The sequence below is a fragment of the Enterococcus sp. DIV0682 genome (genome assembly GCF_051712685.1).
In the GTDB taxonomy this organism is placed as follows: domain Bacteria; phylum Bacillota; class Bacilli; order Lactobacillales; family Enterococcaceae; genus Enterococcus; species Enterococcus faecalis.
The window spans coordinates 1,805,842-1,820,444 of the sequence record NZ_JBIOPK010000001.1; the positions used below are offsets into that span (position 1 = coordinate 1,805,842).

The window sequence follows — 14,603 nt, forward strand, 5'->3', positions numbered from 1 at the left end:
CTGGATTTCTCTTTAGATTATCATCAATTAAAAACAACTTGTTTCTTCTAACTGTTTGGTTTCTTTTCCATTTGCTTTTGCCACGACCAATTGCGCCATTTGTTTAAACGAATTATTTAAACCAATGCCGCCCTTTTTGGGCATCTTCACAATCGGTACTTGCTGATAATAGTGACTAACTGCTGGATTTTCTTCTGCCATCGCTGCAATTGCAGGAATGCCTACAGCATTAAACTTACAAGCTAGACGAGCAGCCATTTCTCCAAAATTAGGATAATGCATGGCAGGTCCGCAAAGAACCGCATCGGCATGAAACTTTTTTGCAAAGCCAATAAATTTCTTTGCTACCTCTTCCTCGTTTTCCAAATAATATTGGTCACCACAATAAAGTGTCGCAACAATTTCCGCTCCTTGCTTCTGTAAAAATGGTAGCAATGTTACCCCTGGACCTAAGGGAGCTTTTTTACCACTTGGTTTCAGCTGAGCTTGTTCATCACTGCCAAATCCTGCTAAACTGTGGTTTAAGACTAAAAGGATTTTTTTCACGCCTATTTCCTCCTTTTTTATAAATCATCGAAGTCAAAGGAATCAAAATCAATTTCTTCACTCTCTTCTTCTTGTGCTTTCCATTCTTCACGTAAATATTGGTCATCCATAACTCGAATAAAAGGATAATAAATGAACATTCCTAGTACCAATAAGAGAGCTTGCAGAATTGATCCTTGCCAACCGCTGACTAAAAATCCTGAGATAATTGGCGGAGTCGTCCACGGCAATTGAATACCGTTCGTCAATGGAACTAAGCCCCAATCCATAGCAAAATAGGCAATAATAATATTAATTGCGGGTACTAAGACAAATGGAATTAAAAGGATTGGATTTAAAACAATTGGCAACCCAAAAATGATTGGTTCGTTAATCCCAAAAACACCAGGAATTAGTGAAAGTTGCGAAAGCTTTTTAATCCGTTGACTTTTACAGAATAAGACCATCACAATGATTAATGAGAGTGTGGAACCGGCGCCACCAAATGTTGCAAACATATCTTGAAATTGTCCAGTGATGATGTTGGGAATTTCATGACCGTCTTTAAATGCTTGTAAATTTTCAACAGACAATGCCCGCAAAACAGGATTAAAGACTGCGCCAACCACGCTACCTCCGTTAATGCCAAAGAACCAAAAGAAGTGTAAAAATAAATAAGCAATGCTCATCGCACCTAAGGTATTACCAAGACTCAATAAGGGCGTTTGTAGAAATTCAAAAATAACATCTTGTAAATTACCATAAGGAGTTAAAGCAGCCAGCCAATTGACTAAAAACATGAGAGTAACAACTAAAAAACTCGGAATCAGGGCCTCAAAAGACTTAACCACTGTTGGTGGCACTCCTTCTGGCATTTTTATTGTCCACCCTTTACGAACAATGGCCACAAATAAACGAGTCGCAATTAATGCGACAATCATTCCTAAAAACAAGCCACTGGAACCCATCCATTTTAAAGGTAAACTAGTAACTTCATAAACCTTTGAACTATTTTCCGGTGTAAATAATGTTTGATAAGGCGTTACAATAAAAAATGAAACCAATGCGATAATTCCTGCTTGCATTGCATCCACATTGAATTGTTTCCCTAAACTATAGGCAATACCGACAACGGCCAGAATGGTCATTACATCAAAACTAGCACTAGCTGGAACAGACATCATTGTCGCCCAGTCTTTACCAAGAAAATGAGACATCCAAGTATCCCATTGTGGCAAAGGAAAATTAGCAATTAATAAGAAGACCGAACCAACAATCAACAAGGGTGTTGATAAAAGGAAGCCATCACGAATCGCTACTAAATACTTATTTTCTCCTATCACTTTTGCCAAAGGGGTCAATACGCGCTCTAACCAATCCAAAAATTTTTGCACGGTCGTCACTCCTATCTATTATTTTTTATTTTGCTTAATTAACCGCAGCGCTTCTTTCAATGCTTTTTCGCCATCCATCATGCCATAAATTTCTGGCGCAATTGCAGCGACAGGAATCCCTTGAGGAGCAAATTGTTCTTTTGTTTTTTCTAATAAAAAACGGACTTGTGGTCCTAATAAAATAGCAACAGGCTTCTCTGCTTCAACCACTTCTTGTGCTCTTGCAATAGGAAAAGCAGTAATCATTAAAGGCATTTGATGTTTTTCCACCACTTCCATCATTTTATTCACCATAATACTTGTAGACATCCCTGCATCACAAAAAAGATAAATTTGTTTTTTACTCATGTTCCTTCACTCTCCTCATTTATTCAATTGGTGCTTTGATTCTTTTTTCATAGGCCGCTAACCATTCTTGTGAAATCGGCTGAATCTCTGTGGTATGATTCTTGCCTGGATTTGCAATATAGATTTCTGGTTGCTGCATATCAGTACCAACCGTAAAAGTAAATTCCACATTCGTAGCTACGCCCCAGTCTCCCTGTTTGTTCATGGCCACTAATGAAAAAGCTCCTGCTTTCCCATAACGTTGAGTCAATTTTTCGTGAAAAGCATAGACGGCTTGATCACATGCTTGTTGTGGCGAGCGCCCTTCCCCCATTAAACGAACGATTTCATAAGAAAGACAGCCTTTCATTAAATCTTCACCTAATCCTGTAGCCGCAGCACCACCAATTTCACTATCAACATAAAAACCAGAACCTGACAGTGGTGAATCACCAACACGTCCTGCTTTTTTCATGAAGAGTCCCGAACTGGAAGTGCCAGCTGCCATTGATCCTGTTTGGTCTAACGTAATAGCGCCGACAGTATCATGCCCATCATAGGGGTTCAACTGATTTTCCTGAATTTCTTTTAAACGCTTTTGCCACCATTGATTAGCGCGTTCTGTCAACATATTCTTTCTTTCAAAACCGTGCAACATTGAATATTTCGTTGCACCTGCGCCAACACGAAAACTATTAAACTTCTCTTTACTTAATGCTTTAGCCACTGAAATCGGATTTTTAACATCTGTAATTCCTGCCACAGCACCAATTGCAAATGTATCTCCATCCATATAGGCAGCATCCATTTCTAAAATCCCTTCCTCATTAGGTAAACCGCCGTAGCCCACTGACTTATAAAAAGGATAGTCTTCTACTTCTTTAATTAATTGTTCCACAGCTGTGCCTGCAGCACCTCCTTGTTGTAATTCTTCTGTAGCTTTTAGTAACCCATCATGTGCCATCCGCCATGTCGCAATTGCACCCCAAGTCATTTTCCATCCGCCCTTTCGTTAACGCTTACATTTCTCCACCATTATAAACTAGTATATACTGTTTTGTATATACTGAAAATGAAATTTTATACAGAAAAATAAAAGATACACGTATGCGACCTCTACGAAACACATTGGCTTCTTCTCATACGTGTATCTTCTATTGGTTTTACGCTTCTGTTAATGCAATCATCGCTTGCATATAGATTTCCAGATTAAGCAGTAAATCTTTTTCATCCATATATTCATCTTGGTTATGCGCAATGCCTTTTTGACCAGGAAATGACGGCCCAAAAGCAACGATATTCGGCATAAAGCGAGCATACGTAGCACCTGTAGTTGTAACTGGCGTCCCATCTAAGCCAGTAATTTGTTCATAAACCTTGGTTAATTTTTGAACATTGCGCTCATCTTTTGGAAACAACGTACTAGGGAGACGGCGGATGACAGTCACTTCACTTTCTGGAAATAGTGCCTTTGTTAGCTGCGTGGTTACTTCATTTTCTGTAATAGAAACAGGATAACGCACGGCCAATGATAACACCAATTGCTGTCCTCGTTTTTCCAACGCATAGGGCGTTAAAATCAATTGCCCACTATCCTGATCCTTAAAGTCCAGAGCTACTCCTTCGCCATAGTGCTTTTCGTGAAAACTAGCGGTTAACCAGTCGAAATACTGTAATAAATTTCCTTTGACTAACTGTTCCTCGCTAATTTTCTGTGCCAATAAAGTAATCGCGTTCTTGCCTAGTTCTGGCGCATTGGAAGGGGCGCGTTTTCCCGTGATTGCTGTTGTTTTTCCTGCAATCACCACACTTAATTGATCAGGTACGTGGTCTTTTGCTTGATCACCCATAATCTGACCAATTTGTTCACTTGAATCATCTGGGATGGTCGTTGTGATTTCATAATTAACAATCCCTCGCTCCCCATAAACTACTGGATATTTACAATCTGGAGTAAATCCAAAAACGGGTGCGTTTTCCTTCTCTAAATATAAGGGGATATCTCCACTCCCACTTTCTTCATCCGTGCCAAACATTAAGCGAATGGTTTTCTTTGGTTGGTAACCAAGTTCTTTCAGTAATTTCATTCCATACAGGCAAGCCAATATAGGACCTTTATTATCTAGAATTCCTCTACCATACAAACGTTGATTTTTTTTCGTTAATTGAAAGGGCGGCACTGACCAGCCAGAACCTTCTGGTACTACGTCTAAATGACCAATAATCCCCAGATATTCTTCCGCTGTTCCCCATTGCGCATAGCCAACTACGTCATTGACAATCTCAGTTTGAAAGCCATAACGCTCTGCAAGTTTCAGCGTTTCTTCCAAGGCTCTTTTCGGTCCTTCGCCAAAAGGGGCCTCTTTTTTAGGCGACCCTTTCACACTTCGAATCGCCATAATTTTGTTTAAGTCTTCATAAAATAAATCTTTTTGAGCGGCTATTTCTTCTTTGATCTTCATTCGTTCCAAGAACCTCCTAGCTCCACTTGGTTGTTTTCAGACGGGCTATAGCGGGTCAGTGTGTTTTTAAATGTGTACCGATCTGCTCGATATAAAGAGACATCATATAAAATGGGGGTTGCATCAAGCGCATAGGTGATAGAGTGGACTTGTAAAAGTGGCTGGCCCACAGGAACATTCAATAATTCTGAAATTTCCGCTTCAACTAAGATTGCTTCAATTTCTTGATGCGAATAAGCAATCTCGACGTTCTTCTCGATTAAGCAGAAAAGAGAGCCCTCGAAGTCTTGCTTCGTATGGCCTTGTACGTATGCCTGTGGCAAATAAATTTTTTCAACTGTCATTGGCTCGCCGTCTAACATTCGGCGGCGAATCAGTTCATAAATTGCCTCATTTTTGCCCACTTGGAGCGCCTCCCGAATTTTCTCAGCGGGATGTACTACTTCTTCAAAGGAAATGACTTCTGTCTGGCTTTTTTTCCCGTAAGCTTTGGCTGCCTCAGTAAAACCTTGTAAGCCAGCACGACCACTTTGAATTTTCGCTTGCGACATCACATAACTACCTTTACCATGTCGTTTTACCAAAATATTTTTGCGGATCAAATCATCAATCGCTTTACGGATGGTCAAGCGACTGCAGTTATATTCTTTAGCTAAATCATATTCTGAAGGTAATTTTTGTGCACTTACATACAGACCGTCTCGAATTTTCTTTTCAATTTCTGCAGAAATTTGCTTAAATTTGGGTGCATTTTCTGTCATTTCATCGCCTATCTTTCTTCAAAAAAATAAATTTCCTAGTATATACCACACTGTCTATACTAAATCAATTTTTAAGAAACCGCAATCATTTGTTGCGTTTCTTAAACATCAAAAAAGAAAGCGAGCCACAAGTCGGTTGGACTTGTGGCTCGCTTTCTTAGGAAAAATATGTTATTTCCCTTTCATCCGTTCTTTGCCTTCTTGACACATATAGAGTAGCGGACAGGCTTCACATTTAGGCGCTCTTGCTAGGCAGTGATAACGCCCAAAGAAAATCATGGTATGGTGCGTTTTCACCCAGAGTTCTTTCGGAACTTTACGCATTAAGGTTTGCTCAACTTCAGTAACATTCGCATTTAGCTTACAAATTCTAAGGCGCTTGGACACTCGTTCCACATGTGTATCTACTGCAAAAGCCGGTTCGCCGAAAGCATCTCCCATTACTACATTGGCTGTTTTTCTCCCCACGCCAGGTAAACTGACCAGTTCATCTCTGGTTTGCGGAACTTCTCCATTGAAACGTTCTAAAAGTTGTTGTGCGCACGCTTTAATATTTTTTGCTTTATTGCGATATAAGCCAATGGTTTTTATTTTAGCAATAATCTCCTCCACCGGCGCAGCTGCTAAAGCTTCTGGTGTTGGAAAAGCTGCGAATAAACCAGGAGTCGCTTTATTTACCGATACATCGGTTGCTTGCGCACTTAAAATCACAGCAATTAATAATTCAAAAGGATTCTTATGTTTTAATTCACATTCTGCATTTGGAAACATCTCATACATAATTTCAATAGCTTCCATCGTTTTCTCTTTTGATAGCATGGCCCACCTCCTTTTTATTCACTGTCTTCTGGATTTAACCAATTGTGTAATGTAACCTTTGGTAACGCTTCTTGTGTCTGACCTTGTTGTTCAATCTCATTTTGAATCATAGAATCTTTTCGTTTTTTCTGATCAGCAGCCACTTGTTCTTTGGTGGTAATATTTTTACGCTCCCACGCAAGTAAAATACGATCAATATATTTCAAACTATACGCCTGATTTAAAACAGCTTCTCGCAACGCTAACCGGATTAATTCAGGGGAATAATGGTCCGTGTTCAACCACTGACCAATCATTTCTAATTCAATGGGTGAAAGTGGACGTCCGAATTCTTTTTCAAAGCCTTGGTAAAGCTGTTTAATTTCATCTTCGTGGTTTGCGACAACTTGTTTTTCTTTGCTCGTTTGTAAAAATAATTGAATCTTTTGAAAAACAGGCAGTAAATCATACGTATCCATCATTTGACCTTTTTGGTTTTGTTGTGTTTCAATTCGAATAAATCCGCGAGAAACCAATTGATTTAACAACTTATAAATCGTATCTGGCGTTTTGCCCATCGTCTCTGCAATCGCCATTAAGTCTGGAAATAAATCGCCTGCATTTTGCGAACGAAAAAGTTGCAGTAAAAAGAGAAATTCATCATCTTTCAAACCAATTTTTTGGTAATGATCAAATAGTAAGTTTGAGATTGTTGTTTCACCAGCTTCTAAATATTCACGAATTGATAACATTGTTGTTGTCCACTTCCCCTTGCTTGTTTCACTTATTGCACTTGATAAACATCAAAATAAATAGCTTTCATATAATCAATTAAATAACTAGGATTCAATTCTTCTCCCGTTGCATCATAAATTAATTGATTTGGTTTACGTGAAGCGCCGTACTGATGAATATGTTGTGTTAACCATTTACGGATATCAGAATAATCCTCCGAAGCTAAAATTTCATCAACAGATAATTCTTGTTTCATTGCGTGAAATAGTTGTGCGGCGTACATATAACCCAAGGCATAAGATGGGAAATAACCAAAGCTACCTCCAGACCAATGAACATCTTGAAGGACACCTTCTAAGTCATTTTCAGGTGATACGCCTAAGTACTCTTGGTATTTTTCGTTCCACACTTTTGGCAAATCAGCGACTTCCAAAGAACCATTAAACAACATTTTCTCAATTTCATAACGAATAATGATATGCAAAGGATAGGTGAGACTATCGGAATCAATCCGAATCAAACTTGCTTTCGTTTCTTTTAAAGAAGCATAGAAATCTTCAAAAGAAATATCATCAAAAGTACCTTCTGCGCATTCTTGGAAAAACGGGTATTGTTTTTGCCAAAAAGCCCGGTTGCTACCAATGATAATTTCATTAAAGAGCGATTGTGATTCGTGAATCCCCATAGAGGCACCTTCGCTTAGCGGCGTAAAGTCAAATTTAGGATCAAAATTTTGTTCGTACATCCCATGACCCGCTTCATGAATCACACCAAATGTTGCCATTGAGAAATTATTTTCTTCCCAGCGCGTAGTAATCCGCGCATCATTTCGATTTAGAGCTGTCATAAATGGATGAACTGTATCATCTAATCGGCCTTTTGAAAAATCATAGCCTAATTGCTCAACCACACCAATCACAAAACGGCGTTGTTGTTCTTTGGTCATTTTTCTAGATAAAAAGTCAGTTCTAGGCGGCGTACCTTTTTCTGCTAAAACGGTCCGAATCTCTTGAATCCCTTGTTTTACTTGGTCGAATACTTGGTCTAGTTTCTCAACCGTCATCCCTGGTTCAAATTGATTTAATAACACATCATACGGAGTTTTTTCTTCTTTTTGCCAATAAGGAATGAACTCTTTTTGGAACGCAACGACCTTCGTTAAGGTTTCTTCTAACAAGCCGAAATCTTGTGCAGCGCGTGCTTTTAGCCAATCTGTATGTGCTTGGTTTAATACTTTAACATATTCTTGCATACGTTCAGCTGGAACATTTTTATTCAAAGCATATTCTTCTTTTACTTTTTCAAAAACCAGTTTCCCTAATTCAGATAATTCTTCAGGGCGTGTCTCAAAATAGGCCAATGCTTCTTGAATAACTGGGCCAATACTTCGTTCAAAATATAATCCGGTTAAATACCCTTCTACTTCTCCTCGAAAAGGACTACTTTTTTCTGGCATCCCAGTTGATGAATCCCAGTCTAATAATGTCAAGGCATTTTTTAGTAATTGAATTTCTTTCACTTCTTGTAAAAATACAGCTTCCTTCATTTTTTTACACCAGCTTTCTTAGTCTTCCCGTGGTTTTCTTGGTGGACGTGTTCCCCAGTATTGGAATAAATCTGTTCGTAAGGCTCCATTGTAAAGCTTCCGTTTTTTAGTAGCTTTGGCACCATAATATTCTTCAAAAGCAAGATCACTCGTCAGTATATACTTGCTCCAAGTAGTTAACGGACGGAAAACATGGCCCATTTCTTTATACAAACGACGAACACTTTCCTCTTCTCCTAAACGCTCACCATAAGGCGGGTTAGCTACCATTACACCATATTCCTTCTCGGTTGTAAAATCTTTTAAGGCCAATTGTTTAAAGGTAATTGAATCACCTAAACCAACTTCCTCAGCATTCGCTCGTGCGACTTCAATCATTCGCCCATCAACATCTGAACCACAGATATCTAACTCAACATCGTAGTCTGCCTTTGCCTCGGCTTCGTTACGTACTTTTTCAAAAATTGCTGGATCAACCCAATCCCATGTTTCACAAGCGAAACTACGATTAAAGCCAGGGGCAATGTTATGGCCAATTAATGCTGCTTCAATACAAATTGTTCCAGAACCACAAACTGGATCATAAAAAGGACGATCTTTGCGCCAATTGGTCAACATCACTAAAGCAGCTGCCATGTTTTCCTTAAGAGGTGCGCCCCCCTTTTCAATGCGATAGCCTCGTTTAAATAAACTTGGTCCAGTCGTGTCCAACGTCAACGTCACTTTATCTTTTAGCAGAGCCACTTCTAATTTAAACAAAGCTCCTGTTTCGGTTAAAGGCACCGTCGCTGGACGATGGTAAACTTCTCTTAAACGGTTAACAATGGCTTTTTTGGTGATGGCTTGGCAATCAGGAACACTATACAATTTTGACTTAATTGATTTACCTGCAACTGGAAATTCTGCATCTAAAGGCAAATAATCTTCCCAAGGAAGTGCTTTAACTTTTTCAAATAATTCATCAAAACTATAGGCGTTAAATTCGCCAACGACGATTTTAATCCGATCTGCTGTTCGTAGCCATAAATTGGCAGTAGCAATTGTTTCAACTGTGCCTTCAAAGACGGCCCGACCATTTTCTACTTCACAGGGAATCCCTAAATCACGCAATTCTTTTCCAACTAATGCTTCTAAGCCACTAGCAGCCGTTGCAACAAGTTTGAATGTTTTTTCTTTCGTCATAAAAACTCCTTCTTGACTCTTTTTTATTGTCTGGAGCTAACAGTCCTGCCGACTACTGCTCCGCTTGTTTTTTGTAATTGTCCGCTTTCTCTGAACTAAACGGTCCTGTCCCGGCCTCTTTAGAACAGACAGCTTACTACTTTTATCTCAGTTTCTTTATTTTAACATTTTTTTATTCTTTTCGTAAAAAAAGCCTTCACAACTACGTTGGAAGGTCTTCCTGAATTACTTGTAATTTTCTATAAGCCATGTTCTGTATCACCAATTCTTCAGGAAAAATTGGTGACGGTCATCATCTATCTGCAGAGTAAACTCTGCCTCTTCTACTCGTTCATTTCCTTTAGAAGAGCGCCCCTACCATTGTTTGGGTTGCTCGCTCGAGGGGTTTACCGCGTTCCACCGATGGAGTTTCCCACATCGCTTCGTCACTGTGGCACTTTCAAGGATACTTTGACATAGTCGAAACCTTAGTCATTTTTCCTGCCGTTACTCTAAAAGAGTACCTTAGCTTATGATTTCGCTAAGCACGAACACTACAAGCATCTCAGCTTGTGCGAGCATGGACTTTCCTCAGCTTGCAAAAGCAAACCGCGATCACCCGAAAATTACAAATCTGTTTAAACGAACAGCAAAAATTTATACACTAAAACAAGTGTCCGCTATTCTAACAAATGCTTTCTGTTCCTCGTGAAAACTTGACTTAAATTGTCTTGTTAAAATTGACGTGTTTGTGCATTATCAACATCATGGTTCGCTGGTTCTGCAGTCATTGACGGTGCGGAAGGCGTTACAGGTGTTGAAGGTGTTTCATCTAACTTTTTACCAAAAACTTCACGCTCTAAGTTTGATAAACGTTTTAAAATATCAAAGTTGGTCACTGCTGCACTTTTTGGTACTTCTTGAGCAACACGAGGCGTTGGTTGGGCTTTTGATAATTGGTCTAATTTTGCCATTAAGCGGCTGTTTTCTTCTTGCAAGCTTAATAATTCTTTATTATAAGCTTCGTAGTCTTTAATAACATTGTCTAAAAATTCGTCTACTTCAATCGGGTCATACCCGTTCATCATTTTCGTTTTAAATTCTTTTTGTAAAATGTCTTTAGGACTATATACTAAATTTGCCATGTTTACACCTCATTTGTTTATTTACGATAGAAAATTTCATAGTTCCACAAATACTATTGTAACGAAAAATAGCTAGAAAATCAAACAGATTCTCTAATCAATCACCGAGTTTTGTAAATCATCCATTGTAATTAAGCGAATATCATAGGGTTCTCGTTCCGAAAAATGTTGTGCATCCTTTAAAAAATACTCCGTTTTGCCAGGGTACTCTTTGTCATAAATAAGTAAGCTGCCCCCAGAATGTTCTAAAAGAAATTTTGTATGCATTTTTAATTGTGCTGGCGATTGATAGGGCTGGTGACTTACTGAGTTGATATAATCAGCCAAACTTTCCGCTTTCGTTAACAGTTCTCGATTTTGTTCATTCCAATTATTGCCAAAGTCTTTAAATGGATAAAGCAAACCTAGCTGGACTTCTGGATATTCCGTTTTTAATTCCCCAACTACTTCAGCTGTCCAAAGTTCAACACCTAAATTGCCAGAAATCAAAATCCATTCTACTCCCGCTTCAATATAACTGGCTAACTCTTTTTTTAAGACATTTTTAATAACTGTGATTTTCGGGTCTTTTCCTTGAAATATCCCCAATTCAAAGCTGCGATAACCGGTGACATAGAGGGTTTTTATCATTTCCATAAGTCATCCCTTTTCTTTCAGGTCTTTTTTTTGGTATAATACAGGCTAGGAGTGTGATAAACGTGACGTTCCATTATCCTAACGGAATACCTTATAATCATCATGAAGCACAATCACCAAAAAAACAAGTAAAAAAGAAACGCCCCGTTGAATTTGGTAATCGTGGGATGGATTTCGAAGAAGCGATCAATCAAAGCAATCAATATTATCTATTGAATAAGCAAGCAGTCGTTCATAAGAAACCCACTCCTGTTCAAATTGTTAAAGTAGATTATCCCAAACGAAGTGCGGCTGTTATTAAGGAGGCCTACTTTAGACAAGCTTCAACGACTGATTATAACGGTGTATATCAAGGCCGTTACATAGATTTTGAAGCGAAAGAAACGAAAAATACCACGTCCTTTCCCTTTAAAAATTTTCATCAACATCAAATTGATCATATGGAACAATGTATAGCACAACAAGGGATTTGTTTTGTGCTATTATGGTTTTCAAGCTTAAAACGCTGCTTCTTTTTTAGTGGTGAAAATCTAATAACGCATTGGAAAAACCAAGCAGTTACTGGAAAAAAATCTATGCCGCTTGCACTCATCGAGAAAGAAGGAATTGAATTATCTTTTGGAATCGCACCGCGAATCCCTTATCTCGACGCAGTGGAACAATATATTCAGACACACTAGATTCATAAAGTTTTGAAAGTATAACAAAGGAGTTGCTATTTATGCCAACCGCAAATTCAGGCTCGCGAGCTGCTAGACATGCATCCAACACCTCATCGAAGTCAAGTTACAAGAAAAAGACACAACCGCCGAAAAAGAAAAAACGGCTTGTTTTAAAAATCTTTCTTGGCTTACTTATCGCTGGGATGGTCGCTTTTTTAGCAGGCGTTGGTCTTTTTTGGTTCTATGCACGACAAGCCCCAAAATTAGAAGATGACAAACTGAATGCGACAGTTTCATCGAAGCTTTACGATATTAATAATGAAATTTTTGAGGATTTAGGCGCAGAAAAGCGTGAATTAATTCAACCAAATGATGTGCCTCAATTATTAAAAGATGCCATTGTTTCTGTCGAAGACCGTCGTTTCTATAAACACATTGGTGTGGATCCGATTCGGATTATCGGTTCTGCCCTTTCAAATGTCAAAAATGGTGGATTACAAGGCGGAAGTACCTTAACCCAACAATTAATTAAATTGTCCTACTTCTCTACAAAAGAATCTGACCAAACCTTGAAACGGAAAGCACAAGAAGCATGGATGGCTGTTCGTTTAGAACGTGAAAAATCAAAAGAAGAAATTTTAACTTACTACATTAACAAAGTCTACATGGCGAATGGTTTTTATGGAATGGAAACAGCGGCTGAAAATTATTATGGTAAACATTTATCTGAACTTGATTTACCACAAACGGCCCTACTGGCAGGAATGCCGCAAGCGCCAAACTCATACGATCCCTATACAAAACCAGATACTGCTAAAGAACGTCGGGATGTTGTACTTTACACAATGTACGACAATAAAAAAATCTCGAAAGCAGAGTACGAAAAAGCTAAAGCTACCCCAATCGATGAAGGCTTAGTGCCATTAAAAGCCAGTGATGACAATCGAAAAGTCGTAGATAATTATGTCAAAGAAGTAATCAATGAAGTGAAAGCAAAAACTGGTAAAAATGTTTACACAGACGGACTAGATATCTACACAAACTTAGATATGAATGCCCAAAAACAACTTTACGATATTGTCAACAGTGATCAATACGTTGCGTTTCCAGATGATAAAATGCAAGTAGCTTCAACCGTTATTGATGTTGCATCTGGACAGGTCCGAGCACAAATTGGTGGTCGTCACATTCCTGATGATGTGCAATTAGGAAACAATTTAGCTGTTAACACCCAACGTGATGTTGGTTCAACCGTGAAACCAATCATGGATTATGGTCCCGCAATTGAGAATTTAAATTATTCGACAGGTCGCCTCATGGTGGATAAACCAACGAAATATCCTGGTACCGACATTGATGTCTTCAACTCTGATTTAACATATCAAGGCGTCATTACTATGCGCCGTGCGATTATGGGTTCTCGTAACACCACCGCGGTCCAGACGTTTGATGAAGTTGGTAAAGAAAACATCATGCCTTTCATTAAAGGGCTAGGAATTGACTATAAAAACTTAGAAGCGTCGAATGCCATTTCAAGTAACACAAGCGATGTAGATGGCGATAAATACGGGATTTCCTCATTGAAATTAGCAGCAGCTTATGCGGCTTTCGCCAATAACGGGATTTACAACAAACCGTATTACGTAAACAAAGTCGTTTTCAATGATGGAACTAGCGTTGATTATCAACCTGATGGTAAACGTGCGATGAAAGACTCTACCGCCTATATGATGACGGATATGTTAAAAGATGTTTTAAATGGCGGAACAGGATTTAACGGCGCCATTCCAGGCTTAATCCAAGCGGCCAAAACAGGGACTTCTAACTATACTGATGAAGATTTAGCGCGAATGGGCACAACAGAAAAAGGAATTGCCCCGGATAGTACCTTTGTTGGTTATACAACACACTATGCCGTTTCTGTTTGGACTGGATACAATGATCGAAATACACCAATCTATCAAGAATACTATGGAATTGCCTCGGATGTTTATCGTGAAATAATGAGTTACTTGTCTCAAAATGTTTCAAACGATGACTGGGTGCAGCCAGACAGTGTTGTGCGGGTAGGTAATGAATTATACGTGAAAGATGCCTATGAGGTACCAAATGTACAAGTTTTACCAAGTACTACCTCTTCAGCACCACAGCCGGAATCTAGCAGTACGGTGGAATCCTCTTCCACAAAAGAAGCGGAAAGTTCATCAAGTTCTAGTTCAGAAAGTGCGCCTTCTTCCTCTGAAGCGCCACCATCAACCGAACAACCGGCAAGCTCTTCCTCAGCAGAGCAACCGGCAACATCGGAACAACCACCTGAACCATCAAGTTCTAGTTCACAAGAACCGCCGCAACCACCTGAAAGTAGTTCTAAACCAGATGAAAATAAAGCAGCATAAAAAGTACGGGGCTCATGATGAGCCCCGTACTTTTTTAGATTAAAAATGGACGAAG

Annotated in this window: 14 protein-coding genes and 1 other RNA gene; 2 read left to right on the forward strand and 13 right to left on the reverse strand. The window is 39.0% G+C overall.

Annotation, left to right across the window (positions count from 1 at the left end):
* Nucleotides 1–27: 27 nt before the first annotated feature.
* The 13 genes from IGK96_RS08610 to IGK96_RS08670 form a co-directional block, all read right to left on the reverse strand.
* Nucleotides 28–546 carry a GrdB-related putative oxidoreductase gene (locus IGK96_RS08610; RefSeq protein WP_033624913.1) on the reverse strand — a complete coding sequence of 173 codons (519 nt, stop codon included), beginning with the start codon at nucleotides 544–546 and terminating at the stop codon, nucleotides 28–30.
* Between the two features lie 17 nt (nucleotides 547–563).
* Nucleotides 564–1,919 carry a PTS cellobiose transporter subunit IIC gene (gene celB, locus IGK96_RS08615; RefSeq protein WP_033624912.1) on the reverse strand — a complete coding sequence of 452 codons (1,356 nt, stop codon included), beginning with the start codon at nucleotides 1,917–1,919 and terminating at the stop codon, nucleotides 564–566.
* 18 nt (nucleotides 1,920–1,937) lie between these two features.
* On the reverse strand, nucleotides 1,938–2,267 hold the full coding sequence (locus IGK96_RS08620) for a PTS sugar transporter subunit IIB (RefSeq protein WP_002357981.1): 330 nt from the start codon (nucleotides 2,265–2,267) through the stop codon (nucleotides 1,938–1,940).
* Between the two features lie 19 nt (nucleotides 2,268–2,286).
* A complete protein-coding gene (locus tag IGK96_RS08625) occupies nucleotides 2,287–3,240 on the reverse strand; it encodes a N(4)-(beta-N-acetylglucosaminyl)-L-asparaginase (protein ID WP_002361636.1) in 954 nt (317 codons plus the stop codon).
* Between the two features lie 169 nt (nucleotides 3,241–3,409).
* The gene (locus tag IGK96_RS08630; protein WP_104846713.1) at nucleotides 3,410–4,708 is read right to left on the reverse strand and encodes a Sapep family Mn(2+)-dependent dipeptidase; all 1,299 of its coding nucleotides are present in this window, start codon (nucleotides 4,706–4,708) and stop codon (nucleotides 3,410–3,412) included.
* A complete protein-coding gene (locus IGK96_RS08635) occupies nucleotides 4,705–5,469 on the reverse strand; it encodes a GntR family transcriptional regulator, LSA1692 subfamily (protein WP_002357984.1) in 765 nt (254 codons plus the stop codon). Before IGK96_RS08635 ends, IGK96_RS08630 begins: the two co-directional genes overlap by 4 nt.
* Nucleotides 5,470–5,640: 171 nt before the next feature.
* Complete coding sequence (gene nth, locus IGK96_RS08640) at nucleotides 5,641–6,288, reverse strand: endonuclease III (protein WP_002357985.1); 648 nt, start codon at nucleotides 6,286–6,288, stop codon at nucleotides 5,641–5,643.
* A gap of 14 nt (nucleotides 6,289–6,302) precedes the next feature.
* Entirely contained in the window at nucleotides 6,303–7,019 is a 717-nt protein-coding gene (locus IGK96_RS08645) for a DnaD domain protein (RefSeq protein WP_002361632.1), read from the reverse strand.
* A 32-nt stretch (nucleotides 7,020–7,051) separates the two neighbouring features.
* On the reverse strand, nucleotides 7,052–8,548 hold the full coding sequence (locus IGK96_RS08650; RefSeq protein ID WP_010707698.1) for a carboxypeptidase M32: 1,497 nt from the start codon (nucleotides 8,546–8,548) through the stop codon (nucleotides 7,052–7,054).
* An 18-nt stretch (nucleotides 8,549–8,566) separates the two neighbouring features.
* Entirely contained in the window at nucleotides 8,567–9,730 is a 1,164-nt protein-coding gene (locus tag IGK96_RS08655; RefSeq protein WP_085443081.1) for a THUMP domain-containing class I SAM-dependent RNA methyltransferase, read from the reverse strand.
* A 237-nt stretch (nucleotides 9,731–9,967) separates the two neighbouring features.
* Nucleotides 9,968–10,336, reverse strand: an RNA gene (rnpB, locus tag IGK96_RS08660) — RNase P RNA component class B.
* A gap of 107 nt (nucleotides 10,337–10,443) precedes the next feature.
* Nucleotides 10,444–10,854, reverse strand: a complete 411-nt coding sequence (gene gpsB, locus IGK96_RS08665) for a cell division regulator GpsB (RefSeq protein WP_002357990.1) — start codon at nucleotides 10,852–10,854, stop codon at nucleotides 10,444–10,446.
* A 93-nt stretch (nucleotides 10,855–10,947) separates the two neighbouring features.
* Nucleotides 10,948–11,490, reverse strand: coding sequence for a DUF1273 domain-containing protein (locus IGK96_RS08670; protein ID WP_002360568.1), 543 nt, complete (start codon nucleotides 11,488–11,490; stop codon nucleotides 10,948–10,950).
* 62 nt (nucleotides 11,491–11,552) lie between these two features.
* On the opposite strand from IGK96_RS08670, the gene recU reads away from it, so the two are divergent.
* Nucleotides 11,553–12,170: a Holliday junction resolvase RecU gene (gene recU, locus IGK96_RS08675; RefSeq protein WP_002388848.1), complete on the forward strand. Its 618-nt coding sequence runs from the start codon at nucleotides 11,553–11,555 to the stop codon at nucleotides 12,168–12,170.
* A gap of 41 nt (nucleotides 12,171–12,211) precedes the next feature.
* A complete protein-coding gene (locus tag IGK96_RS08680; RefSeq protein WP_002360569.1) occupies nucleotides 12,212–14,548 on the forward strand; it encodes a PBP1A family penicillin-binding protein in 2,337 nt (778 codons plus the stop codon).
* Nucleotides 14,549–14,603 lie beyond the last annotated feature (55 nt).